The sequence below is a fragment of the Psychrobacter sp. JCM 18901 genome, assembly GCF_000586435.1.
Taxonomy (GTDB): Bacteria; Pseudomonadota; Gammaproteobacteria; order Pseudomonadales; family Moraxellaceae; genus Psychrobacter.
In genome coordinates, this window is the sequence record NZ_BAWH01000015.1 from 26,028 (window position 1) to 51,608 (window position 25,581).

Genomic DNA, 25,581 nt, shown 5'->3' on the forward strand with positions numbered 1-25,581 from the left:
AAAAATGCTCACTTTGGGGGAGGACTTGGGTGATGAAAGTGGGGTATTCGGACACTTGATTTTTGACAAATAGCGTGGCAGTGTTTGCTCATAGCCAAAAGTACGGATTTGGGGTTAATATAAGGTAAGGTCTATATCATAATTCATAGTAAAAAAAACACATTTTTTTTACACAGAAAGTGACCGTTCAATACAGTTAAAAACTAGCTTTTAGGCACTGATATGCGTATAGTACGTAAATAATTTATGCCAGTTGTCACGTCATTGTTGACCACGTGTAATGAGCTATTAAATCAATTAAGTAAGCAGTCAGATATGATATTGATTTAATACGTTGATCTTACGTTGTTAGAAGATGCGTTGGGCGACCAGCTTTATCCGCGCGCATACCGGAATCTCTACAGTTGGTCACGTCTGACATCGTCGTCAATAAGCTTGATAATTGGTTGTTACCAGCAAAATACCTAACATGTGACTCAATGACAGTTACTTAAACACAGTGACAGTTGCTGAAGTGCAGTGACAATTACTTAAATAAAGTCACTTTTTAAATGAAGTCACTTTGTGTTTTCGTCTGCGTTATACCTGTCGCAACATGGCCTGAGTGGGTCAGTGCTTGCGCTGTGTCTAACACTCGATTGGGTGAGGAGCACGTATTATCATGTCTGCTTTTAATTGGTCAGCCATTGCTTTTATCTTAGCCGCCATTGGGCTAGTTGTCTTTATGCTGGTCGTACCGCGCTTACTTGGCGGTCGCTCTCAAGGCTCACAAAAGGAAGAAGTATTTGAAGCGGGTGTTGTCGGATCTGGCAACGCCCGTATTCGTTTGTCTGCCAAATTTTATTTGGTCGCAATCTTCTTTGTGATTTTTGATTTAGAGGCGCTATATCTCTACGCTTATGCTGTGTCGGTACGCGAGGCGGGTTGGCTTGGTTTTGCCGCCGCTGGCACGTTTATCACTATTCTGATTATCGGTTTGATTTACGAGCTGAGCTTGGGTGCGATGAACTGGGCACCTGCTGACAAGCTACGCAAAAAAGCACGCTTATATGCGGCGCCTGCAGGCTTTAATCTGGCAGACATCACCAAGTTTGATGGCGCTCATGAGCTAATGGTTGATCCGACAGGTAAAGTGCCAGCGCAGTCATCCGGTCAAATCAATGTCTCAAACAATATTGAGACCAATCGTCGTCATCTACAAAACATCGATCATATTAATACCACGGGTAACGTTACTTCTGTGGATTTTGCGACTTCTGCTCAGCAGGACAAAACTGAACGTTAATAGCAGTTGATGCTCAGCTTATAGCGTTTGCAAAAACGAGCAGCAAAGCATGAAAGCGTCAGTTCTGTTTGTATTAATGATCGCTGATGATTAGCCACTTATTAATAATAAAATTATGGCGACAGCGCGAGCAAGATGATTGCCACGCCAAGCCTAATATGAAGGTTGTATGTTATGAAATACACATTAACAAAAGCCAACCCCGATGCAGATACCTATCCTGCACAGACCAGTCAAACGGTCAACGATCCTATCGAAGATGAAGTGAATAAAAACGTCTTTATGGGTCGTCTCGAAGACCTTGTTCATTCAACAGCAAACTGGGGGCGTAAGAACTCACTGTGGCCATTTAACTTTGGTACCTCTTGCTGTTATGTTGAATACGCTACTACCTTAACCGCCGTTCATGATTTGTCACGTTTTGGGGCAGAGGTTATTCGTGCCTCGCCTCGTCAGGCGGATGTCATGATCGTCGCTGGTACTTGCTTCGTTAAGATGGCCCCTGTCATACAGCGCCTGTATGAGCAAATGCTTGAGCCAAAATGGGTTATCTCTATGGGTGCCTGTGCCAACTCGGGCGGCATGTATGATATTTATTCTGTCGTACAAGGCGTCGATAAGATTATTCCTGTTGATGTGTATGTGCCAGGTTGTCCGCCGCGTCCAGAAGCGCTTATTCAGGGTTTGATGTTGTTACAGGAATCTATTACTAAAGAGCGTCGTCCGCTAGGTATCCATGTTAATGAGCAGGGTGTCTATCAGCCGCAAATGACGCCTGAGCGTGACCGTAAGCAGGCAGATCGTATCGCTGTTAAAAACTTGCGTAGCCCAGACAGTATTTAAGTTTCAAACAGCATTTAGACTTATAGCAACAGTTTCAATATTTTATGCCCTCATCATAGTTCGGTTATGATTAACATAGCTCAGTTATGGTTGACATAGTTCGGTTATGACTAACATAGTTCAGTTATGATTAATGAAGGAATACATCATTCATGGTCACGGTAGTCGAAAACATAGATCCTAAGATCAAGCCCGTCCCAGCAGTCATCACAGAGCTGGAGCAAAAGTATGCTGGTAAATTTGTCGTGCAGCAGACTGTGGATGAGATTCCAACGGTTTGGGTGGCGCGTGCTGATTTATTAGATATTCTCTTATTCTTGCGCAAACTGCCTAAACCTTATGTCATGCTATTTGACTTGTCAGCGATAGATGAGCGTTTACGCCAGCATCGCGCAGGGTTGCCTGACAGTGACTTTACGGTGTTTTATCACTTGATGTCGCTTGAACGCAACAGTGATGTACGTATCAAGGTCGCGCTGAGCGAAGACGATGTCAATGTACCGAGCGCCACCAATATTTGGCCAAATGCCAACTGGTATGAGCGTGAAGTGTGGGACATGTTCGGTATCATCTTTACAGGTCATCCGCATTTGACCCGTATTTTATTACCGAAATACTGGGAAGGTCATCCACTGCGTAAAGAGTATCATGCGCGTGCGACGGAATTTACCCCATATTTCTTGAATACGGCCAAGCAACAATACGAGCAAGAAAACCTGCGTTTCGTCCCAGAAGAGTGGGGCATGAAGCGTTCAGGTCGTGATGAAGACTTTATGTTCTTAAACATCGGTCCTAACCATCCTTCTGCTCACGGTGCGTTCCGTTTGGTGCTACAGCTTGATGGCGAAGAAGTCGTCGATTGTATTCCTGATATCGGCTATCACCATCGCGGTGCAGAAAAGATGGCTGAGCGTCAAACTTGGCACTCATTTATTCCTTATACCGACCGTATTGATTATCTTGGCGGTGTGATGAATGAGCTGCCGTACATCATGTCGGTCGAAAAGCTTGCTGGAATTACGATTCCGCCGCGCGCTGAAACCATCCGCGTAATGATGAGCGAGTTCTTCCGTATTACCAATAACTTACTATTCGTCGGTACGTTCATTCAGGATGCGGGTGGTATGACCCCTGTATTCTATATGTTTACCGATCGCCAAAAGGCCTACGACGTGATCGAAGCCGTGACTGGTTATCGTATGCACCCCGCTTGGTTCCGTATCGGCGGTACCGCTGCTGATCTGCCACGTGGCTGGCAGCGTTTGGTTCGTGAGTTCCTAGATTGGATGCCAAAACGCTTGGACGAGTATGTCAAAGCGGCATTACAAAACAGCGTACTCAAAGGCCGTACCCAAGGGGTTGCTCAGTATAATGCTAAGCAAGCACTTGCTTGGGGCGTGACGGGCGCTGGTCTGCGCGCGACAGGCGTTGATTTCGACCTGCGTAAAGCGCGTCCATACATGGGTTATGAGAATTACGATTTTGAAGTGCCAGTCGGTTACAACGGTGATGCGTATGATCGCTGTATGGTCAAAGTCGAAGAGATGCGTCAGTCATTACGTATCATCCGTCAATGTATGGACAATATGCCACAAGGCCCTTACAAAGCGGATCATCCACTAGCGGTACCACCGCCGAAAGACCGTACCTTGAACGATATTGAGACATTGATTAACCACTTTATCTCAGTATCTTGGGGTCCTGTGATGCCAGCGGGCGAATGTACGACGATCGTCGAGGCGACCAAAGGTCTGAACAGTTATTACATTACCTCAGACAAGGCCACGATGAGCTATCGTACCCGTATCCGTACGCCGACATTTGCGCATTTGCAACAGATGCCATCGGTCATCAATGGCTCGCTGGTTTCTGATGCCATTATGTACCTAGCATCGATTGATATTGTGATGGCGGATTGTGATCGTTAGAGCCGCTGCTTCAAAAGTATTTGTTCATCAATATATTATTGCCTGATGGCACACCAAAATGCTGTCACTCGCCAATATAACCACAGTTTTAATCATACTGATATTGGCTTGTGATAGAGCAGGATGAGTGAGGAAAGACAGAAGATTATGAAAATTGTTTCCGACAAAATGCCAAAAGTAGATGTGGAAAGCATTCTCACTAGTGATGAAATTGCTGCCATTCATGAGTTTATGCACCATTACCCACAGGCGCGTGCCGCCTCGCTAGATGCGCTAAAAATCGTGCAAAAGCGCAACGGTTGGGTCAATGATGCGCAAGCAAATGCCATTGCCAATATCCTAGATATCCCGATGTCAGATATGGATGGGGTTGCGACTTTCTTTAACCGTATTTATCGCCAACCTGTCGGTCGCCATGTGATTCTCATATGTGACTCTGTGGCTTGTTATTTGACAGGTTATGAGGCGCTGTCAGCTGAGATTAGATCGCAGCTGGGTATTGAGTATGGTCAAACCACTGCTGATGGTCGTTTTACCCTATTGCCAATTTGCTGCTTGGGCAACTGTGATAAGGGACCAGCGGTACTGATTGATGAAGACACTTACGGCCCTGTCCAGCCATTTGAGGTCGCGCAATTATTGGAGCTATACGCATGAGTTTAACGATTTCAGAGCAAATTGCTCGTCGCGGTCAAGGCCAAGCGCCAAGCCAGCTAAATGCACAGCGTGTTCCAATCTATGGTGATAAAGCGACAGCCACTAGCGAAACCAAGCCTTTGACCTGGCGTTTAGCACATCATGATGCCGTGCTTGATTTAGCTACTTATGAGTCTCTAAAAGGCTTTACGGGTCTAAGAGAAGCGTTATCTAAGTCGCCTAAAGACGTTGGCAATATGATTAAAGCGGCCAATGTTCGAGGTCGTGGCGGTGCAGGTTTTAACGCGGGTCTGAAGTGGTCGTTTATGTCGCCGCCAGACGGTTTACCTCGCTACCTCATCTGTAATGCTGATGAAATGGAGCCGGGTACATTCAAAGACCGTTTGCTCATGGAGCGTCTGCCGTTTCAGCTGATCGAAGGTATGCTCATTACCGCTCATGCGATTGGTGCCACTGACGGTTATATCTTTATTCGCGGTGAGTACATCTTAGCGGCTGAGCGTTTGGTCGCTGCTATCGAAGAGTGCTTAGCCAACAATCTCATGGGCGCTAACATTCTAGGTTCAGATTTTAGCTTTAACTTGCATGTGCATACGGGCGCTGGACGTTATATCTGCGGTGAAGAAACAGCGCTAATTAATTGTCTAGAAGGCCGCCGTGCTAACCCACGTACCAAGCCGCCGTTTCCACAAATCTCTGGTGCATGGGGTCGTCCAACCGTTGTTAATAACGTTGAAACTTTATGCAATATGCCAGCGATTTTGAATCATGGCGTTGAATGGTATCAGTCGTTATCTGAAATTAAAGGCAAAAGTAAAACGCCAGGAACCAAACTATTCGGTTGCTCAGGATTGGTTAATGATCCAGGCCTTTGGGAATTACCGTTTGGTTATACAGCTCGCGAAATCATTGAAGATTTAGCGGGTGGTATGAAAGATGGTAAAACACTGAAAGCTTGGCTACCGGGCGGCGCCTCGACTGACTTTTTGACCGCAGAACATTTGGATGTGGTGGTGGATTTTGACACCATTCAAAACGCTGGTAGCCGTATGGGTACTGGTCTGATTATGGTCGTCGATGAATCACAAGACATGGTGCCATTACTACGTAACCTTGAGATTTTCTTTCAGCGCGAGTCATGTGGTTGGTGTACACCATGCCGTGATGGTCTACCGTGGGGTGTCAAGCTGCTTACCGCCATCAATGATGGTGAAGGGCAAGTGGGCGATGTAGAAAAACTAGAAGGCCTGACGCGTGATTTATGGATTGGTAAAACGTTCTGTGCGCATGCCCCAGGTGCGATGGAACCACTAATGAGTGCGATTAAATATTTCCGTCCAGAGTTTGATCAAAAAATCGCGCAGGCGGTTGGTGTCGATGTTATTGATGCTGCAGCCAACCAACAGCCAGTAGTGAAATAAGGAGAGCGGCATGGCAGTCATACATATTGATGGAACCACTGTCGAAGTAGATAGCGCAGATAACTTGCTACAAGCCTGCTTATCACTCGGCATTGATGTGCCGTATTTTTGTTATCATCCAGCCCTTGGCTCAGTAGGCTCGTGCCGTCAGTGCGCGGTCAAACAATTCCAAAATAAAGAAGATATGGAAGCGGGTCGCGGTCGCCTTGTGATGTCTTGTATGGTCGCTCCTGGCGATGATATGTACATCTCGGTCACTGACGATGAAGCCAAAGCATTCCGCAAGTCGATGGTTGAGCTACTCATGACCAACCATCCACATGACTGTCCAACCTGTGAAGAAGGTGGGCATTGTCATTTGCAGGACATGACGTATATGTCAGGTCACAGCCGTCGTCGCTATCGCTTTACCAAACGCACACATCATAACCAAGAGCTTGGCCCGTTCATCGCGCATGAAATGAACCGTTGTATCGCTTGCTATCGTTGTGTACGTTTTTATAAAGACTATGCGGGTGGTGAAGATTTAGGCGTTTATGGCTCAAACAACCGCGTTTACTTTGGCCGTGATAAAGATGGTCAGTTTGAAAGCGAATTTTCAGGTAACTTGACTGAAGTCTGCCCAACCGGTGTGTTTACTGATAAAACCCACTCTGAGCGCTACAACCGTAAATGGGACATGCAGTATGCGCCAAGCATCTGTCATGGTTGCTCAGCTGGTTGTAATATCTCACCGGGCGAGCGATATGGTGAATTGCGCCGTATCGAAAACCGCTATAACGGCGAAGTAAACCGCTATTTCTTATGTGACCGTGGCCGTTTTGGTTATGGCTATGTGAATCGTGATGATCGTCCAACGCAAGCGCTTGAACGTATCAATGATAAGCATGTCAAAATCAATATTGACTACGCACTTGATGAAACCATCAAACGTATCAAAGATAAAAAAAAGTCATCGGGATTGGCTCACCGCGTGCCAGTTTAGAGACTAACTTTGCGCTAAAAAAAATCTGGTTGGCTTTGATAACTTTTCAACAGGTTTGAACCATCAGCAGCAAGCACTGGTCAATAAATGTATCGAAGTGCTTAGCACGGAAGGCATTTATAACCCTAGCATGACCGATATTGAAGCACATGATGCCGTATTGGTGTTGGGTGAAGATATCACGCAAACGTCATCAAGAGTCGCACTATCAGTACGCCAAGCGGCAAAAAATGAAGGGCTTAAAATGGCAGCGGCATTGCAAACGCAACCTTGGCTTGCTGAACCTGTTAAGCGTATCGCTCAAGATGCGCTAAGTCCAGTCTATGTCATCGATGTGACACAGACTAAGCTAGAAGATATCAGTAAAGTGAGTGTGGTGGCGACACCTGAAGACATCACTAAACTTGGCTTCATAGTCGCTGATGAGATTGCAAACCTTGCTGACGATTTAGCAGACATAGCAGATCCGCAAGCGGCTGAGCAAGACACTGATACTGATACTGATGGTATGCAAGCCTTAGCTCAGCAAATCGCTTATGACTTGATCCAAGCCGATAAGCCATTGGTTGTGTCAGGTAGTAGCCTGTCGTCTACCGCATTGATAGAAGCAGCAGCACAGATTACCCAAGCGTTGACCCAAAAACGCGCGGCAATTAAAGCGACCGAGCAACAGCAGGTCGAGGCACATAATGCCAAAGTACAGGCAGCCCAAGCGAAAGCGGCTAATGACCAACCTGAAGAAGACCAAGATTTATCTGCTAAGCCAAACAAACCTGAAACGGGCGTAAATACAGAAGCGCAGGATGATGTCGAGCGTGAGCCTGCTGAAAACCTTGAATTAAAAGAAATTAATGATAAGTATCAGGCACAAGCAGGTATCTATCTAACGGTTCCTGATGCCAATAGCATGGGTGTCTGTATGCTTGGAGGTCGTTCAGTTGAAGAGCTACTCGCCACCGATTATGACGTGGTTGTGGTAGCAGAAAATCAGTTGACTGATGCGATTGATGCAACCAAATTGACACAGCTATTGACGGACAAAACGGTCATTGCATTGGATCATCAGTTGCTTGATTGGCATAAAGACGTCGATATCGTCTTGCCAGCGGCAAGCTTTGCAGAGGCGGATGGTACCCTGATATCTGCTGAAGGTCGTGCCCAGCGTTTCTTCCAAGTTTATGATAATGAATACTACCATCCAATGAGTAGTATCAAAGAAGGCTGGCGCTGGATACATGCTGTGCATAGCAGCATTGAAGGTCGTGATGTCGACTGGACGCAGCTAGATGATGTTATCAATGCATTGATTGCCACCCATCCTAAACTTGCAGGTATCAAAGGCGCTGCGCCTGATGCTGATTACCGTATAACGGGTCTGAAAATCGCGCGTCAACCGCGTCGTTATTCAGGTCGTACTGCTATGCGTGCGCCAATCTCAGTGCACGAGCCAATGCAGCCGAAAGATTTGGACACTGGTCTAACTTTCTCAATGGAAGGTTATAGCGGCAAAGAAACGCCAAGCTCGATGATTCCTTTTGCTAATGCGGCAGGTTGGAATTCACCGCAAGCATGGAACAAATATCAAGACAAAGTCGGCGGTCATCTGAAAAATGGTGATCCAGGTGTGCGTTTGTTCGATCAGCTAGAGCGCCTAGCTACTCGTCAATATGTGGCGCCAGAAGCGATGTCTTCGAATACAACTGACTTACAGCAAGGCCAAGCCAAACTGGTACCAATTCATAATATCTATGCCAGCTCAATGATGGCATCACGTAGCCCAATCGTTGCAGAGCAACTACCCGTTGCAGCATGGCGTATTGGTATAGACGATGCCAAAGACTGGAATATCGCTGCTGGTGATTACTTGGCGATTGAAATCGATAAGCAACAAATTACCTTGCCAGTACAGCTGGTCGGTTATTTGGCAGAAGGCTGTATCGGTTACCCCGTTGGGCAGGTGAGTATCATTCACCCATCAATGCCAGCATCGGTACGTAAAGTGGATGCACCAGTAACGATGATGGGTAGCATGGCTAACGATATGATTAATGATAATGACACAGCGCAAATAAACGCAGCGCCGACCACCACACAGGAGGTGTAATATGCAAGTTACCCGTATTATCCTGATGTGCCAAGCTTTTTGGCCAATAGCATGAGCTTTGATACTTGGTCTATTCTGTTTTTGGTGGGTCAATCACTAGTCATCTTTTTGGTCGTGGTATTGGTTGCCGCGATGATGATTATCTATGAGCGCCGTATGTTGGCCTTATGGCAAGATCGTTATGGTCCAAACCGTGTCGGGCCTTTTGGTTCGTTGCAGTTAGTCGCCGATATGCTCAAAATCTTCTTTAAAGAAGATTGGACACCAAACTTTACCGATAAGTTTATGTTCACGTTGGCACCTGCAGTCGCAATGTTTACTGCCTTGCTTCATTTGCCATTATTCCTATCTCGCCAACGCTTGGCGTGGTTGATTGGGATATTGGTATTCTGTTTTTCTTTGCTATGGCAGGTATTGCTGTTTACGCAGTGATGTTCGGTGGTTGGGCCTCTGCCAACAAATTCTCGCTACTCGGTGGTTTGCGCTCAGCTGCACAGACAATCAGTTACGAAGTGTTTTTGGGTTTGTCGTTGATGGGCGTTGTTGCGCTAACAGGTTCATTTAACTTGCGTGCCATTGTCGAAGCACAAGCAGACGGCTGGTATATCATTCCGCAGTTTTTTTGGCTTTTTGACCTTTGTCGTGGCTGGTGTGGCCGTGACGCATAGACATCCATTTGACCAACCAGAAGCAGAGCAAGAACTGGCTGAAGGTTATCATGTCGAATATTCTGGCATGAAGTTTGGTATGTTCTTCATTGGTGAGTATGTCAACGTTGTCTTGATTTCTGCCTTAATGACTTGCTTGTTCTTTGGCGGTTGGCTTGCGCCGTTCAATTTAGATATTCCATTTATTCCACCAGCTTTTTGGTTCATGATTAAAACGCTGTTCTTTATGACCATGTTTGTTTTGGCTCGAGGCTCACTCATGCGTCCGCGTTATGATCAGGTGATGAACTTTGGCTGGAAAGTATGTCTGCCCGTAACCTTGATCAATCTGTTGATTACGGCTGCGGTCATTTTGATCTTTTCCCCAACGTTATAGTCATTACTAGCCATCACTGATGAACTAGGGTAAAGCTGATAAGGATAATAATCCCATGTTTACTACCATAAAAAAAAGACCGTCATTGGTATATTTACCATTGTCCGCAGCATGTGGATGGTCAATAGTCATGCGCTCAGACCGCGTGACACCATCCTTTATCCTGAAGAGCCGGTACCTGTACCGCCGCGTTTTCGTGGACGTATTGTCCTAACGCGTGATCCTGATGGAGACGAGCGCTGTGTCGCTTGTAACTTGTGTGCGGTGGCCTGTCCGGTAGGGTGTATCTCATTACAAAAAGCCGAGCGTGAAGATGGACGCTGGTATCCAGAGTTTTTCCGTATCAATTTCTCACGCTGTATCTTTTGTGGATTGTGTGAAGAAGCCTGTCCAACGACAGCGATTCAAATGACCCCAGATTTTGAGCTGGGTGAATATAAGCGCCAAGACTTGGTCTACGAAAAAGAGCATTTGCTCATTTCAGGACCAGGTAAATACCCTGATTATAACTATTATCGTGTGACAGGTATGGCGGTAGCAGATAAACCAAAAGGCGCAGCACAAAATGAGTCTGCACCGATTGATCTAAGGAGCTTGCTACCATGATGAATATTTTGAACCATCCTGAACTGGCTGGGTTTTATTCGCTTGCAGCAGTGGCAGTATTTGCCAGTCTGCGCGTAGTGACTCAGGCCAATCCAGTGCATGCTATCTTATCGATGATTGTGTCGTTGTTAGCAATTGCTGGGATATTTTTTGTATTAGGTGCGCCGTTTGCAGGAGCATTAGAGATTGTTGTCTATGCTGGTGCCATTATGGTGCTATTTGTTTTCGTTATCATGATGCTTAATTTGGGCATGAGTAATGACGAGCGCGAAGAGCGTTGGCTCGATGCAGGCACTTGCTATACCGACAGGATTGACGATAATCATTGCCGTTGTGTCTATGCGATGATTGGTCTCAATCATGATGAAGCTGTCATGATGGGTGGCACGACTATCTCTGCCAAAGCAGTCGGTACGGTGTTATTTACCAAATACATTATGCTGGTTGAAGTAGCAGCATTGCTATTATTAGCAGCCTTGGTCGCCGCTTATCATTTAGGTAAAGAGACAGTTGACGATGAGGTCATCGGTAATGATAGCCAAAATTTCAAGCCAAGCGTAGGCAGTATCAAACAATACGACAATGATAGTACGCTTACACAGCATGATGGCGTAGAAATGGCTAAGCCTTACGAATATAAAGATGTTGACCCGCATGACTATGTAGGTATGAAGGTAGGCATGAAAGCAGGTAGTCAAGTAGGTGCGAATAAAGTTACGCGCAAGGAGTCAGACTAATGGTACTAGCAGCAAGCGTGGCACAAGATGTGTCAAACGTGCCGTTTGCCCACGAGATGGCAGGCTTAGTACAGCCAGTTGCTGAGGCGCAAAATGTACTGGGTATGATACCCATGAGCCATGGACTGATTTTGGCAGGTATTTTATTTGCCATCGGTCTGTGCGGCGTCATGGTACGACGTAACTTCCTATTTATGCTAATGAGTCTTGAGATCATGATGAATGCGGCAGCATTGGCATTTGTAGTGGCAGGTAGTCGCTGGGTCGATCCAGACGGACAGATTATGTTTATCTTTATTTTGACCTTGGCTGCGGCTGAAGCGTCAATTGGTCTGGCAATATTATTGCGTTTTTATCATCAGCGTGGGCATCTCGATGTCGATAGCGCCAATGAGATGAAAGGATGATGTCATGAGTTTATTACCATTAACCTTTATATTCCCGCTCATTGGCTTTTTGATTTTAGCCTTTATGCGCGACAAATTATCAGAGATGGTCGCAGCGATTGTTGGCGTGGGTAGCATGCTGTTATCAGCACTATGCACGCTAGTGGTTAGCTATACCTTTTTGACCACCAATCCAACTGGAACGGTAATTGACGTTCCGCTATGGACGTGGTTCCAAGTTGGCGATTTTGCCCCACATTTCGGTTTGAGCTTTGATGGTCTTGCATTGACCATGACAGGTGTTATCACTGGGATTGGCTTTTTAATTCATCTGTTTGCCTCTTGGTATATGAAAGGCGACACTGGCTTTGCTCGTTTCTTTAGCTATATGAACTTGTTTGTGGCCAGTATGTTGTTACTGGTACTCGCAGATGATTTGTTCTTGCTATATCTCGGTTGGGAAGGCGTGGGTATCTGTTCGTACCTATTGATTGGTTATTATTACCATGATAGAGCCAACGGCCGCGCGGCGATGAAAGCCTTTACCGTCACGCGTGTCGGTGATGTGTTCTTAGCCTTTGGTTTGTTTCTATTATTCCGCGAATTCGGTACGCTTAATATTCAAGAGATTATTACGCGCGCGCCAGAAGTGTTCGATGTTAATAACCCAACGATGATGCTTACCACGATGATGTTGGTCGGCGGCGCGATGGGTAAATCAGCCCAGTTGCCACTACATACATGGCTTGCTGATGCGATGGCAGGTCCAACACCAGTATCGGCATTGATTCACGCGGCAACAATGGTCACGGCAGGGGTTTATTTGATTGCTCGTTTACATCCATTGTTTGAGCTGACCCCAGGTATCTTGTTGTATTGGGTTGGCGGCGTAGGGGCGTTGACATTGGTCGTTGCTGGATTCTGTGCGCTCGCGCAAACAGACATTAAACGTATCCTTGCTTATTCGACCATGAGTCAAATTGGCTATATGTTCTTAGCATTGGGCGTGGGCGCATGGCAAGGGGCTATTTTTCATCTGATGACGCATGCTTTCTTTAAAGCATTGCTGTTCTTATCATCAGGTGCGGTCATCCTTGCGGTACATCACGAGCAAGACATCTTTAAGATGGGTGGTCTGCGCAAAAAGATCCCATTGGTATTTTGGTGTTATATCGTCGGCGGCGGTGCACTCGCTGCCATACCTTGGGTTACCGTTGGTTTTTATTCTAAAGAAGCGATTCTTTGGGAGACTTATGCCACAGGTCATCTAGTATTATTCTATATGGGTGTATTCGGTGCTTTCTTAACCGCAATTTATACGTTCCGTATGATTTGGATTATCTTCTTTGGCGAAGAAAAAACTCATGCGCATAAACTATCAGGGGTGTCTTATTGGTTACCGTTGACGGTGTTGCTAGTGCTATCTACTGCCGTTGGTGCTTGGATTACGCCACCATTAGACGGAGTGTTGCCAGAGAGCGTTGGTCATCTATTAGAAGTTGCCGGTCAAGCACATGCTAAGCACACCGCAGAGTATATCGCGATGGGTGCCATGGCAGCAGGTTTGATATTGGCAGCACTGTTGTATGTCGTCAATAAAGGTCGCTTGCTCACTAGCTTTAAGCGCTCACGTATTGGTGGGGCGCTATATCACTGGTGCTATCATGGCCTAGGTTTTGACGCGCTATATGATGTGATTTTTGTAAAACCCTTTTTATTCATCGGCCGCTTATTAAAAGCCGACCCTATCGATAAAACGTGGTTGCTGTTACCTAAGCTGGCCTTAGCTGGTAATAAAATATTGTCTGCGACGCAAACAGGGTCTCTTCGAGGTTATGCCACAAGCTTTGGCTTGGGTATGGCTGTATTGCTGGTGCTGGTAATGATGACGGTGGTGTAAAGATGATTGAGTTACAACAAACGTGGATGCTACCAGCATTAATCGTAATTCCTTTTATTGCAGGATTGCTATGCTGGGTAGTAGAGCGATTTAATAAACGTCTGCCGCGCTGGATTGCTTGATCGGTATGATGTTGACCTTTGCGTTGTCATTGGTACTTTGGCAGCAGGGCGATTTTAGCGGTATGAGTCAGCAGGTCATTGCACCAGATGCTGCAGTGCCTTGGGTAGCAGAATTTAGTGTGCCATGGATACCGAGCTTTGGTATTAGCTTTCACTTAGCGCTAGATGGCTTGTCACTGATGATGGTAGCCCTAACAGGTTTACTTGGTGTGGCAGCTGTTGCTTGTTCGTGGAATGAGATTCAGCGCCGCGTTGGCTTTTTCCACCTGAACTTGCTATGGAGTTTGGGCGGCGTTATTGGTGTTTTCTTAGCCATTGATCTGTTTTTATTCTTCTTCTTTTGGGAGATGATGCTGGTTCCTATCTACTTCTTGATCGCGATTTGGGGTCATGATGTGGTTGGCAAAACCAAAGAATACGCGGCCACCAAGTTCTTTATCTATACCCAAGCGTCTGGGCTTATCATGCTCATCGGTATTTTGGTATTGGTCATTATCAGCTACGCCCAAAAAGGGGTAGTGAGCTTTAACTATAATGACTTGCTCGGTACGTCACTTGGCGGCTGGGAATATCCAATCATGCTGTGCTTCTTCATTGGCTTTGCGGTGAAGTTGCCTATTGTACCTTTTCATGGCTGGTTGCCAGATGCGCATGCGCAGGCACCAACGGCAGGTTCGGTGGATTTGGCAGGTGTGCTCATTAAGACTGCCGCCTATGGTTTGATTCGTTTTGTGTTGCCGCTATTCCCAGTAGCGTCACAAGAGTTTGCACCGATTGCCATTACCTTGGGGACGATTGGTATCTTCTACGGTGCTTGGCTCGCGTTTATGCAGACCGACATGAAGCGTTTGCTGGCGTATACCAGTATCTCGCACATGGGTTTTGTGGTACTAGCAATCTATGCGGGAACATTGCTCAGCTTGCAAGGTCTGATGATTCAGATGCTTGCTCATGGTTTGAGTTCAGCCGCACTATTCATCATGGCAGGACAGCTATATGAGCGTCTGCATACACGCGATTTGACCTTGATGGGTGGTATGTGGGGGCAGTTCCGCTACTACGCACCGATATTGATGTTCTTCTGTGCCGCGCTGCTCGGTATTCCTGGCACGGGTAACTTCATTGGCGAGTTCATGATTTTGTTTGGCTCATTTGCTCAGTATCCAGTATTCGTTGTTTTTGCAACATTCAGTTTGGTATTAGCAGGTCTTTATTCGCTTATTTTGATTCATCGCGCACTATTTGGTGAAAACAACATCGCCGCATTGGCAGAGCGAGAGACTAAGTCACATGGCTTACCTGCACGTAAATTAAAAGATTTGGGCAAGCGCGAGCTGTCATTACTACTGATGCTAGCTGCTGGTTTGGTATGGCTTGGACTGTACCCACAGCCGTTCCTTGATACCTCAAGTCACGCAATGCAGTGGATCAATAACGCATATATATACAGTCAAGTGACACAGGTAGATGCGTCGCAGCTGCTTGATGTAATGGAGGCACGTTAAGTCATGAATGATATTACGATGAATGATTTGATAGGATTGTTGCCTTACGCGCCGATTATCGCCGTAGTGATTACGGTACTGACGGTTATGATCGCGATTACCTTTAAACGCTCGCACATGGTCACTGGTACGATTACGGTGGCAGGCTTAAACATTGGTCTATTTACCTTATCGGGCAGATGATCGGTGTGATTGAAAGCGGATCTATCGCGCCAAACGCTGAGCAGTTATTTGTTATAGATAACTTTGCTCAGTTTAATATGGTGGTGATTTTTATCTGTGCCTTGGCTTGTTGTACGCTGTCTTATGCGTATCTGGCCAACCTCAAAGACAATAAAGAAGAGCTGTACTTGCTCATGTTGCTATCGATCATTGGTGCACTGCTAATGGTAACTGCGCAGCATATGGCAGCGTTCTTTATGAGCCTAGAGATGCTGTCAGTACCGCTATATGGTTTGCTTGCTTATACTTATATGCGCAACCAGTCACTTGAGTCAGGACTGAAGTATTTGGTATTGTCGGCGACTGCATCAGCAACGTTGCTGATGGGTATGGCCTTTATCTATGCAGAAGTAGGCTCACTGGCATTTAAGCCAATCAGCATGGTGCTAGGCAATATCTTTGAGTCGCCACTACTGATATTGGGTGCGGCAATGATGATGTTTGGTATCGCCTTTAAACTCTCAGCTGCCCCTTTCCATATGTGGACACCAGATGTTTATGAAGGTGCACCAGCGCCTATCGCTACCTTTTTAGCATCAGTATCAAAAGTGGCGATGATGGCACTAGCCGTGCGTTTCTTAATCGATACTGCTTTGCTGGCATTACCATCAGTGCAGATGCTATTGATGGTCATGGCAACTTTATCTATCTTGGTAGGTAACTTGTTGGCAGTACGTCAAACCAGTCTCAAGCGTCTACTCGGTTACTCATCTATTGCCCATATGGGTTATGTGATGATCGTGATTGTCAGCATTGGCTCGGCCGCTGATAGTATCTCTAGTATGTATATGGCGGTTTATGCCTTTACCTCTATCGGTGCCTTTGGTGTAGTGACGTTGATGTCGAGTCCGTATCGCTTATCTGGTGAAGCTGATGAGTTGACGCATTATCAAGGGCTATTCTGGCGTCGTCCATTATTGACCGCTGTCATGACTATCATGATGTTGTCATTGGCTGGTATTCCGTTGACGGCAGGCTTTATCACTAAGCTATTTGCTATCTTAGCTGCGGTACAAGGCACCAACTGGTTCTTGGCTGCGATGATTATCTTGGGCAGTGCGATTGGTCTATTCTACTACTTACGCGTTTTACTCACGCTGTTCAAACGTCCTAAGCAGTTCATCGAGTTTGACGTGTCTGGGCAATGGGGTATTCGTACCGGTGGTATCATGGTCATTGCTGTGACGGCGATTATTCTATTCTTTGGTATCTTGCCAAATAGTATGATTGAGTGGGCAAGTTTGGCTCGCATTTGGTAATGTCGCTGAGTTAATACAACAGATAAGTCGCTGCGATCTATCTGTTGTTACGGTTAAAAAACCAAGATGCGCCAGCTTTATGATAAGCTTGGCGCATCTTTTTTTATGCTTACCTTTTTGGTATTTATTTTCTTTTACCTATCAAAGGTATCTTATAAAAATACAGTTTAATAAAGTATAAGTGACGAATAATTATGAGTGATAATATTCAAACAGTAACGGTGCTCAGTAAAACTACATGGACGCCAAATTTATTTAGCTTTACCGTCAGTCGTCCCGATAGTTTTAAGTTTACAGCGGGGCAGTTTGTACGCTTGGGCGTCAATCCTAGTCAATTAAAATATTATCAACAGATTGAGGCAGGTGATGAAACTGCTGATAGTGCATTGAATGAAGATGTTTTTCGCGCGTATTCGATTGTCTCTTCACCATTTGATGAGGTAATAGAGTTTTTCTCTATCGTAATTCCTGACGGTGCATTTACCTCGCAATTGCAGCATTTACAAGTGGGTGATGAACTGCTGCTTAATACCATGCCATTTGGGTTTTTGACATTAGCACGTTACCAAAAGCCATTGCCAAAAGACTTATGGCTGCTAGCAACAGGGACTGGTTTAGCACCATTCTTATCGATGCTGCAAGATTTAAAGACATGGGAAGATTACGAGCACATTGTATTGGCTTATAGCGCACGTTCGCTCGATGAACTTGCTTACGTTGAGAAAATAGAGAGCCTACAAGAAGACTTCGGTACGCTGGTTGATAATCCAGCAAAGCTTATCTTTATCCCAATCGTCACTCGTGAGCCTGTCGAAGGTGCATTGTCAGAACGTCTGCCAAAGCTACTGCTAGAGGGTACGTTGCAAGCGCGCGCGGGTATCGCATTAGATATTGATACTACGCATGTCATGCTATGTGGCAACCCAGACATGGTAGAAGATACTAAAGAGGCATTAAAGACATTGGGACTGGTGATGAATCGCCGAGGTGAGGGTAATATTGCCGTAGAGAACTACTGGTAGTTGACGACTTTAATAAAAAACGCTGCATCTATAAGGCCAATAACCTTTAAGAAGCAGCGTTTTTTATGGGATAAAACATTGTCTTATGCGATAAAGCATTAGCGACTTACTCTTGGCTTGGCTCAGTCGCATCGTCTACAGGGTTAATAGGCCCTTGCATCAATTCAGGATCATCATCATCACCGATGATATCTTCGTTACTGCTGGCCGCCAGTAAATCACGATAGTTGATTTGAGCCTTTAAAATCATTTGCTCTTCTTCTAGCTCGCCATAATTTATCTGTACCTTATACAAGGTACTCATGATTTTCTTATTGTTTTTTTAACCAACGATGGATATCGAGATAAATCACTTCGTCTTTTGCGCGAGCAATATTAACGTACGACAGAATGAAGCCTAAAGGGTCTTTTTTTGAGGACGCTATGATAAAACCAAATTGCCAGTTTGACGCCTTGGCGTTTCACGAAAGATTCGCAGCGCAGATTTAATATATCGGTATAAGTTTGCTGACCAAATACAAAGCGCTGCACATTGCGATCGAGCTGGACGTGAACTAGGCTAAAGTTACTTGCTACTTCGGCATAGATGCCGCCTGCATTGACAGTGCAGTACAAACGAAACCAGTCATCATGCATCTCGACACGTAGCTCTAAAATGGCTTTTACATTGTCGGTGACGAATTTTTGTAGTGCATCATTAACGTAAGTCTGTGCCACTGGCAATGACAACTCATCTTCGAACTTGTCCGTCGTCTTATTATAGATATCTTTAACCGATTGGGCGATACGCTCCCAACCACTGCCGAATGACTCGTCAAAACGATAGCCAATACTCTCGAAGAACTCATCAAAATTGTCTGAATTATTCACGTTATCAAAGTCACTCAAACTTATTATCCTTATAGGGCGCGTCATTCAATCGGTGACGTAAAAATGGCTAAACAAACTTTGCATGCTATCGTTAATTTGAACGAAAGCTAATCATCTATAATTTCTAAATATCTACGACCATTAGTAATTTTTATACTGATAGGTAGCAAAAGCGAAAAACTGACCTCTGATACTAGTGCACAGTAAATCTGCACTTATTGTGCTGCTTGATCATCTACTGTGCCTAATTAAGACGATGCACAGTTTTGATTGTTGCAAAGTATCTTGCTACTAATTCTATTGTGATAAAGCAGTATATAACAAATACAGTGGCTTCAAAATGAACACATGCGTTTTGTAGCAATTCATTTGGTATAGACAGTGTTTCGTCTGCCTTATATATTCCCAAATGCATGTTTTTCAATTAGCGGATAAGGTTACCAATACTGTATGGCAGATGTCAAAATGCCGTCTCAGCGCTTATACTGGCGACATAATTCTATGTCGTGTTATGATAGCGCCAGTATAAATCATGCCTATCGTTACAACACTTGTTAAATAGTGCTTTGTACTGATGTGCTCACAAGCTGAGATTCATTGTGGCCTATATAAAAGACTCACAGAGCTATCATTTTTCGGCGCAAGCGCCCAAGCGCGATATAAGCTTGCCTGTCGCTATTGTTATTGCGGTGGCTGTTCATGTGCTGATTATTTTTGGGATTAGCTTTTCTATAGGAAAAGACCCAGCTGCTATGATGCAAGATGTGGCAAAGGTGCTGACCGACAATATGAAGCCCAATGAAGATGCACACTTTATTGCCAACGCTTCACAAGAGGGCGGCGGTACAATAGAAGAGCAGCTCAGACAAGAGAACAATCAGTTAAGTGCAATGTCTGCTGAGCAAATGAGTGAGACTCAAGACATCGTTAATTTACAGCGTAAAGTACGTCAGCAGCGTTATCAAGAGAGTTATCTGCGTACGACGTTAAGTTGGCGTCAGGCCACTGTAGAGTCGGATAATGACAGCGAGCAAGCGCAAGATGATGCAATGGCGCAAGAAGAGCGGCTACGTAAGCAGATTGCCACCTTAGAAGCTCAGCTATCTCAGCGTCAGCAGGTCTACGCAACCAAATCCAAAGTCGTGACGATGGATAGTAATTCGACCACACGGGGTGCGGCAGCAGACTATATCAATACATTCCGTGAGCATGTCGAGCGAGTGGGCAACTTGCACTATCCTGTGCAAGCGCGTGCCCAAGGTATTACGGGTGAAGTACGGCTTATGGTTATCATCAGTAACGACGGTAATATCAAAGCCATTCGACTGCTTGAAAGCTCAAACTCTACGATATTGGATGAAGCGGCCAAACAGTCGGTACGACAAGCAGCACCTTTTGGTAAGTTCACCGAAGACATGAGCGATATCGTCGAGCTGCGCTTGATACGTACTTACCGCTATAGTGATACAGTCGAAGTAACGTACTAAGGTTAACGTATTTAAGCACTAAGAAGGCAGGTGCTAAGAAGACAAGCACTAAGAAAAAAAGCTACTGAAATTAAAGTTGCTGAAATTAAAGTTACTGAAAAAAATGTCACTGAAAACACAACTGTTAAGAATGATGCTTAACGCACTATTTTTTATCATTACAGATACCCAAGTTCATAACACACAGCTATAAAATAAAGAGTCAGTATGGAATTTTTAGGTTTTACCGTCGATGTCGCTACCTTAACGAGCAATGCCCTAGAGTTGGTCATTAAAGTCGCTTTAGCAATACTTATATTTATCGTTGGACGTTGGCTTGCCAAAAAGGCAGTCGCTTTTTCCGATCGCTTGATGACGCGTAGCCATCTGGACGAGACAGTTGCTAGTTTTTTTAAGTCGTCTATTGTATGGCGTACTACTGGTCGTGGTGATTTTAGCTGCACTTAGCAAAGTCGGTGTACAGACTACTTCGGTCGTCGCGATCTTAGGTGGTGCCGCTGTTGCCGTTGGTTTGTCACTAAAAGACCAGCTATCAAATTTTGCCGCTGGTATTATGATTGTGACATTTCGCCCGTTTGTACGCGGCGATTATGTACAGATTAGTAGCTACACAGGTACGGTGACTGAGATTACTTTGGTTAATACCCATCTGACAACCATTAACAATCACGATATCATCATTCCTAATAGCGATATCACGACTTCACCTGTAGTCAATTATACAGCGCTACCCAATCGCCGCGTCGATATCACTGTCGGTATTGGCTATGATGCTGATATCAAAACGGCTAAAGACGTGATGTTAAGTCTGGCAAGAAATAACCCATTGGCTTTTACTGATCCTGAGCCTATCGTACGAGTGACCAATCTAGGCGACAACTCAGTAGATCTTACCCTAAACGTTTGGACAACCAATGCCGATTGGTGGTCGATGCAATGCGAGCTACTAGAGCAATTCAAGCAAGCTCTAGATGATGAGAAATCGAGATTCCATTCCCGCAGCGCAGTGTCCATGTTAAAGGCTTGGATCATATGATCAACCAAATGGGTCAAGCGCAAAAGTTGCCATTAACTAAAGATTAATGAGTAGCTGCCTAATAGTTAAAAGGCTATTTTATAAAGCAGTGCTAGTTTAGACATAAGGGTTTGGTAGGTTTAGGCCTACCAAAATCTCAATTTCAAAATGCTCCATCTCATCTTGCTCAGCTTGTCCGAGCTCATGATCAAAACCCAGTAGGTGTAGCACGCCATGCACTAGCAAATGCTGATGTGTTGCGCCACGGTTTTGTCCTGTTCAGCCGCTTCACGTACCATCACTTCATGACAGATAATCAGCTCTCCAAGAGGCAACGTTGGCATCAGCTCAATGACGGCCGCAGGTAATTCGCTTGGATAAGACAAAATATTGGTTGCATAGTCTTTACCACGTGCTTCTAGATTTAGAGCGCGGCCTTCGACGTCATCAGTAATATATATATCTAGCGTTTTAGACTTTTCCTGCCACAGCTCAGGCTCAATATCTGCAAAATAGGGTAAGGTCAGACCATTATTAATACGACCGTCTATATACTCTAAAGTCGCCATCATGACTGATAGTAAATGCTCGCGATTATAAAAAGTATCTAATATTTCATCATCAATACTGTCGGTCGCACTGATATCAAGTGCTGCTAAGCTGGCATGATTACTAGCAATCTTGTCATCGAAATTAGTACTGTCAGGTTGGCTCATATTGCTGTCCTTTTTATTATAAATAAATGCGTTTTTAAGGCTGCATCTTCTAGGTGATTTATTTGCCAGCTCTTTTAATATAAAAGTAGCTTAATTATTGTCTTTCATTGCTAAATTTTTGGCCAATAAATAGAGGCCAATGTATAGAATGTATAGAGGCTACTATAGCTAAGTTACTGGTAGGCGACTAGTAGTGAAAGAGCTAAATTCAATAAACTGTCGGTAAGAAAAAACCGGACTACTTTTAGTAATCCGGTTTTCTTATGCAATATAAATGCTTATAGCAAATGACTGTAATTCAGTGATTAGCTTAATTACTACAGATTGGCTGCTGCATTAGCGACGGCTTGTCTACGCTCTTGTTCTTTAATACGTTCAAACTTACGTTTTTCTTCTAAAGCCATTTGCTCTTCATCAAATACGTCATAGGCTTCAACAATTTGTTGTACCAATTGATGTCGTACGACGTCTTTTGAATCAAACTTTGTGATATGAATCTCTTCGATATCCTTTAGAATATCCATTGCTTGGGCCAAGCCTGACTTGTGACCACGTGGCAAATCCACCTGAGTAATATCCCCAGTAATGACGGCACGTGAGCCAAAGCCCAAGCGGGTCAAAAACATTTTCATCTGTTCAGGTGTGGTGTTCTGCGCTTCATCTAGAATGACAAACGAGTTATTCAAAGTACGACCACGCATGTAGGCAAGCGGCGCCACTTCGATAATCTGACGCTCAATCATTTTACCGACTTTTTCGAAGCCTATCATCTCATAGAGCGCATCATATAATGGGCGTAAGTATGGGTCGATTTTTTGGGTCAAATCACCTGGCAAGAAGCCCAACTTTTCGCCAGCTTCTACTGCTGGACGCACTAGCAAAATACGCTCAATCTCATTACGCTCAAGCATATCGACGGCACAAGCCACTGCTAGATACGTTTTACCCGTACCAGCTGGCCCAATACCAAATGACACATCAGAGCTCAGGACGTTTTTTACATAGCGCTGTTGGTTGCCCCCACGCGGAACGATGCGACCCTTACGTGTACGTAAACTGATGGGCGTAAACTCGCTAGCCTCATCCAAATCTTCATCATATTCCATATCATCATGGTCTTGCTCGTCTTCTTCGATGTCTTCATCACGAGAGAGGCTAGATTGGATGATGAGATGCAGCTCTTCTGCACTAATGTCTTTGGTGTTCTGTGCTTCATCTACCATTTTGTAGATAATACGTTCACCGCGTTCAACATTGGTCACATCGCCACTCAGGCAAAAATCGCCTTGGCGTTGCATGATTTTAATATCGAGGCGTTCTTGGATATATTTCATGTGATTGTTGTATTCACCAAGCACGGTTTTTAGCTGTGCTGGGGTCAATGATTCAAACTTTATACGGCGGCTCATGGAATCAGTCAAGCGATTATCCTTTTATTGTGTACCCGACGCTATGATTTGGTTTTAATTGCGTGGCGGGTTGCAGAGATAAAATAGTTAGTGGCGTTACAGTTTTTTAGGTGTTACAAAGATTGTAGATGATAAAAATGACGGCGATATTATTGTTGTTTTTGTGGAAGGTCGTAAATGAAAGTAATGAAAGTCTTGCCTTCATTATGGTAGAGAATTTTTAAATTTCAAGCCATACATCAGATAGATAACGCTGTTTTTGTATGCTGATTGCAACTCTACAGCGATTTTCTATAGATTGATTCGATGTTGCTGTCAGTTCTATATAATTCATCGCTACCCACCATGTGATAGCGCTTTAATCATATTAATATTTTTGATTTTTATAAAAATAAACCTCGTTTATGATGAGAGTAAAGAAACGATTTGTCTACGGTTAAGACCACGGCATAATAGACAATTTGTGGTAATCTATGGGCGATACCATAGGTTGCTGTAAGCTATCTAACAACAGTAGTGAAATGATAAAAATTATAAAATAAAGTCAGTGACGAGTGGCTATCTATCATTAATAAATTGCTTGTCCAAAAGATTATAATAGGAAAATAACGATGCAAGATACTGATTCACATTTATCCAATGCTGACAACATACCTAAAAAGTTCGACAGCATCTCTAAAAAGAAAGAAGCGATAACTGACCAGCAAGTGCTTATCGCGGGTGGTGGTCATGTTGGTTTGTCCTTTGCATTGCTATTGGCCCATCACGGTATTGCGAGCACCTTATTAGAAAAAAACAGCTATCCAACCATCAGTCCAACGGATGATAGTACTCGCAGCCATTATTTAGACAGTCGCAATACGGCTTTATCGCGGCGCACGGTACAAATATATCAAGAGATTGGACTGTGGGATGAGTTACAGAGCCATGCCTGCCGTATCGACACTGTACAGATTAGTGAGCAAGGCAGCTTTGGGCGCGCGCAGCTAAATAAAGCAGAAGAGCGCGTTGAGTCATTTGGGCAAGTCATCGAAAACGCTTGGCTGGGTCGTAAACTTTTATTAGCCGCGCAGCAGGAGCCGTTAATTACCTTGATAGATAATGCCAATGTGACGGCTGTCCAACAGCAGGCCGATAGTGTGACGCTTAGCTTTAATTACAATGATGAAGCCGAAAACGAGCAGCAGCTGCAAGCTAGCGTATTAGTTGCTTGTGATGGGCGCGACTCTACAGTACGCCAATTACTAGATATCGGTACAACCACGTATGACTATCAGCAAACGGCCATCGTCGGCGTAGTAGAGACAGATACGCCACACGAGCATGCAGCGATTGAGCGTTTCAGTCCAGCTGGCCCACTTGCTGTGCTCCCACTGACCGATCCAGAGGGCGATGGCAATGACGAGTATCAACAAGGCTACAGACGCTCTGTCGTATGGGTATGCCCAACAGGTGAAGAAACCAGGTATTTAGAAGACGACGCCCATTTCTTGCAGACCCTACAGCAAGCTTTCGGTCAACGCGCTGGCAAGTTCACAACTGCAGGTCGCCGCGGCGCCTATCCATTGACCCGCGTACTAGCGGATAAGCAAGTAGAAGGGCGCTGCGTCATTATGGGCAATGCAGCTCACACTCTGCATCCTGTCGCTGGTCAAGGCTTTAATCTCTGTATGCGAGATGCGCATGTATTGGCACAGATGCTGAACACACAAATACTCAAAGGCGCAGATATCGGTGATGCACAGTTATTAAAACGTTATGAGAAAGCACGTCAAACCGACCAGAAGCGAGTGATTCGTTTTTGTGATGCGGTAGTACATGGCTTCACGCATCCTAACCCAGCGATTAAGCTGGTACGAAATATGGCTTTGTTGGCCTTTGATAAATTGCCAAATATTAAACCACTAGTCGCCACTTATGCGATGGGTCTAAAATCATAGTGCTATAGTTAAATCCTCTTTAAAAGAGTGACAGCGTTAACCTCGCTTGAAGTATTGCCTATACATCTGCACTCGGTTGCCTTGTTTCTCTCTTAAACTGAATCAACTAACTGTAATT

Annotated in this window: 17 protein-coding genes and 5 pseudogenes; 18 read left to right on the top strand and 4 right to left on the bottom strand. The window is 44.8% G+C overall.

Features of this window, described 5'->3' with window-relative positions:
- Positions 1 to 661: 661 nt before the first annotated feature.
- The 14 genes and pseudogenes from ndhC to TT11_RS11195 all read left to right on the top strand — a co-directional run bounded on the left by ndhC (position 662) and on the right by TT11_RS11195 (position 18,026).
- Positions 662 to 1,285 (top strand): NADH-quinone oxidoreductase subunit A, encoded by a 624-nt coding sequence (gene ndhC / locus TT11_RS11130; RefSeq protein WP_102091044.1) that lies wholly within the window; start codon positions 662 to 664, stop codon positions 1,283 to 1,285.
- Positions 1,286 to 1,459: 174 nt separating this feature from the next.
- Complete coding sequence (locus tag TT11_RS11135; protein WP_057758923.1) at positions 1,460 to 2,128, top strand: NADH-quinone oxidoreductase subunit B family protein; 669 nt, start codon at positions 1,460 to 1,462, stop codon at positions 2,126 to 2,128.
- 152 nt (positions 2,129 to 2,280) lie between these two features.
- Positions 2,281 to 4,056: an NADH-quinone oxidoreductase subunit C/D gene (gene nuoC, locus TT11_RS11140; protein WP_261870488.1), complete on the top strand. Its 1,776-nt coding sequence runs from the start codon at positions 2,281 to 2,283 to the stop codon at positions 4,054 to 4,056.
- Positions 4,057 to 4,203: 147 nt separating this feature from the next.
- Entirely contained in the window at positions 4,204 to 4,713 is a 510-nt protein-coding gene (gene nuoE / locus TT11_RS11145; RefSeq protein WP_261870489.1) for an NADH-quinone oxidoreductase subunit NuoE, read from the top strand.
- The gene (gene nuoF / locus TT11_RS11150; RefSeq protein ID WP_261870490.1) at positions 4,710 to 6,134 is read left to right on the top strand and encodes an NADH-quinone oxidoreductase subunit NuoF; all 1,425 of its coding nucleotides are present in this window, start codon (positions 4,710 to 4,712) and stop codon (positions 6,132 to 6,134) included. Before nuoE ends, nuoF begins: the two co-directional genes overlap by 4 nt.
- A 10-nt stretch (positions 6,135 to 6,144) precedes the next feature.
- Positions 6,145 to 9,223 (top strand): annotated as a pseudogene (nuoG, locus tag TT11_RS11155) (NADH-quinone oxidoreductase subunit NuoG).
- 51 nt (positions 9,224 to 9,274) lie between these two features.
- Positions 9,275 to 10,267, top strand: a pseudogene (nuoH, locus tag TT11_RS11160) (NADH-quinone oxidoreductase subunit NuoH).
- A 111-nt stretch (positions 10,268 to 10,378) separates the two neighbouring features.
- Positions 10,379 to 10,873 (top strand): NADH-quinone oxidoreductase subunit NuoI, encoded by a 495-nt coding sequence (gene nuoI / locus TT11_RS11165; protein ID WP_261870491.1) that lies wholly within the window; start codon positions 10,379 to 10,381, stop codon positions 10,871 to 10,873.
- Entirely contained in the window at positions 10,870 to 11,610 is a 741-nt protein-coding gene (gene nuoJ, locus TT11_RS11170) for an NADH-quinone oxidoreductase subunit J (RefSeq protein ID WP_261870492.1), read from the top strand. Before nuoI ends, nuoJ begins: the two co-directional genes overlap by 4 nt.
- Before the next feature lie 98 nt (positions 11,611 to 11,708).
- Positions 11,709 to 12,017, top strand: a complete 309-nt coding sequence (gene nuoK / locus TT11_RS11175; RefSeq protein WP_025653102.1) for an NADH-quinone oxidoreductase subunit NuoK — start codon at positions 11,709 to 11,711, stop codon at positions 12,015 to 12,017.
- Between the two features lie 4 nt (positions 12,018 to 12,021).
- Positions 12,022 to 13,896 (top strand): NADH-quinone oxidoreductase subunit L, encoded by a 1,875-nt coding sequence (gene nuoL / locus TT11_RS11180; RefSeq protein WP_261870493.1) that lies wholly within the window; start codon positions 12,022 to 12,024, stop codon positions 13,894 to 13,896.
- A gap of 2 nt (positions 13,897 to 13,898) precedes the next feature.
- Positions 13,899 to 15,523, top strand: a pseudogene (gene nuoM / locus TT11_RS11185) (NADH-quinone oxidoreductase subunit M).
- Positions 15,524 to 15,526: 3 nt separating this feature from the next.
- Positions 15,527 to 17,004, top strand: a pseudogene (locus TT11_RS11190) (NADH-quinone oxidoreductase subunit N).
- Positions 17,005 to 17,198: 194 nt separating this feature from the next.
- Positions 17,199 to 18,026 (top strand): ferredoxin--NADP reductase, encoded by an 828-nt coding sequence (locus TT11_RS11195; RefSeq protein WP_261870494.1) that lies wholly within the window; start codon positions 17,199 to 17,201, stop codon positions 18,024 to 18,026.
- Positions 18,027 to 18,132: 106 nt separating this feature from the next.
- On the opposite strand, the gene TT11_RS17315 is transcribed toward TT11_RS11195, so the two are convergent.
- Complete coding sequence (locus TT11_RS17315; protein ID WP_370587838.1) at positions 18,133 to 18,330, bottom strand: hypothetical protein; 198 nt, start codon at positions 18,328 to 18,330, stop codon at positions 18,133 to 18,135.
- A gap of 71 nt (positions 18,331 to 18,401) precedes the next feature.
- Positions 18,402 to 18,914: a hypothetical protein gene (locus TT11_RS17320; RefSeq protein WP_370587839.1), complete on the bottom strand. Its 513-nt coding sequence runs from the start codon at positions 18,912 to 18,914 to the stop codon at positions 18,402 to 18,404.
- 581 nt (positions 18,915 to 19,495) lie between these two features.
- Here TT11_RS17320 and TT11_RS11205 point away from each other — a divergent pair.
- The 3 genes from TT11_RS11205 (at position 19,496) to TT11_RS11215 (ending at position 21,419) form a co-directional block, all read left to right on the top strand.
- Positions 19,496 to 20,383, top strand: a complete 888-nt coding sequence (locus TT11_RS11205) for a TonB family protein (protein ID WP_261870495.1) — start codon at positions 19,496 to 19,498, stop codon at positions 20,381 to 20,383.
- Positions 20,384 to 20,590: 207 nt separating this feature from the next.
- Positions 20,591 to 20,830, top strand: coding sequence for a hypothetical protein (locus tag TT11_RS11210; RefSeq protein WP_261870496.1), 240 nt, complete (start codon positions 20,591 to 20,593; stop codon positions 20,828 to 20,830).
- A complete protein-coding gene (locus TT11_RS11215) occupies positions 20,763 to 21,419 on the top strand; it encodes a mechanosensitive ion channel family protein (protein WP_261870497.1) in 657 nt (218 codons plus the stop codon). The genes TT11_RS11210 and TT11_RS11215 overlap by 68 nt, the downstream gene beginning before the upstream one ends.
- Before the next feature lie 96 nt (positions 21,420 to 21,515).
- On the opposite strand, the pseudogene ybeY reads toward TT11_RS11215, so the two are convergent.
- Positions 21,516 to 22,114 (bottom strand): annotated as a pseudogene (gene ybeY / locus TT11_RS11220) (rRNA maturation RNase YbeY).
- 317 nt (positions 22,115 to 22,431) lie between these two features.
- Complete coding sequence (locus TT11_RS11225; RefSeq protein ID WP_179798643.1) at positions 22,432 to 23,535, bottom strand: PhoH family protein; 1,104 nt, start codon at positions 23,533 to 23,535, stop codon at positions 22,432 to 22,434.
- Positions 23,536 to 24,134: 599 nt separating this feature from the next.
- Between TT11_RS11225 and TT11_RS11230 the strand changes: the two genes are divergently transcribed.
- Positions 24,135 to 25,463: a UbiH/UbiF/VisC/COQ6 family ubiquinone biosynthesis hydroxylase gene (locus tag TT11_RS11230; RefSeq protein WP_238068119.1), complete on the top strand. Its 1,329-nt coding sequence runs from the start codon at positions 24,135 to 24,137 to the stop codon at positions 25,461 to 25,463.
- The last annotated feature ends 118 nt before the right edge of the window (positions 25,464 to 25,581 follow it).

What these genes read in the sequence shown, in the direction of transcription:
- TT11_RS17315 (WP_370587838.1), bottom strand. Translation starts at nt 18,330, where the DNA reads ATGAGTACCTTGTATAAGGTACAGATAAATTATGGCGAGCTAGAAGAA.
- nuoJ (WP_261870492.1), top strand. Translation starts at nt 10,870, where the DNA reads ATGATGAATATTTTGAACCATCCTGAACTGGCTGGGTTTTATTCGCTT.
- ndhC (WP_102091044.1), top strand. Translation starts at nt 662, where the DNA reads ATGTCTGCTTTTAATTGGTCAGCCATTGCTTTTATCTTAGCCGCCATT.
- TT11_RS11195 (WP_261870494.1), top strand. Translation starts at nt 17,199, where the DNA reads ATGAGTGATAATATTCAAACAGTAACGGTGCTCAGTAAAACTACATGG.
- nuoC (WP_261870488.1), top strand. Translation starts at nt 2,281, where the DNA reads ATGGTCACGGTAGTCGAAAACATAGATCCTAAGATCAAGCCCGTCCCA.
- TT11_RS11230 (WP_238068119.1), top strand. Translation starts at nt 24,135, where the DNA reads ATGCAAGATACTGATTCACATTTATCCAATGCTGACAACATACCTAAA.
- nuoI (WP_261870491.1), top strand. Translation starts at nt 10,379, where the DNA reads ATGTGGATGGTCAATAGTCATGCGCTCAGACCGCGTGACACCATCCTT.
- TT11_RS11210 (WP_261870496.1), top strand. Translation starts at nt 20,591, where the DNA reads ATGGAATTTTTAGGTTTTACCGTCGATGTCGCTACCTTAACGAGCAAT.
- TT11_RS11135 (WP_057758923.1), top strand. Translation starts at nt 1,460, where the DNA reads ATGAAATACACATTAACAAAAGCCAACCCCGATGCAGATACCTATCCT.
- nuoL (WP_261870493.1), top strand. Translation starts at nt 12,022, where the DNA reads ATGAGTTTATTACCATTAACCTTTATATTCCCGCTCATTGGCTTTTTG.
- nuoE (WP_261870489.1), top strand. Translation starts at nt 4,204, where the DNA reads ATGAAAATTGTTTCCGACAAAATGCCAAAAGTAGATGTGGAAAGCATT.
- nuoF (WP_261870490.1), top strand. Translation starts at nt 4,710, where the DNA reads ATGAGTTTAACGATTTCAGAGCAAATTGCTCGTCGCGGTCAAGGCCAA.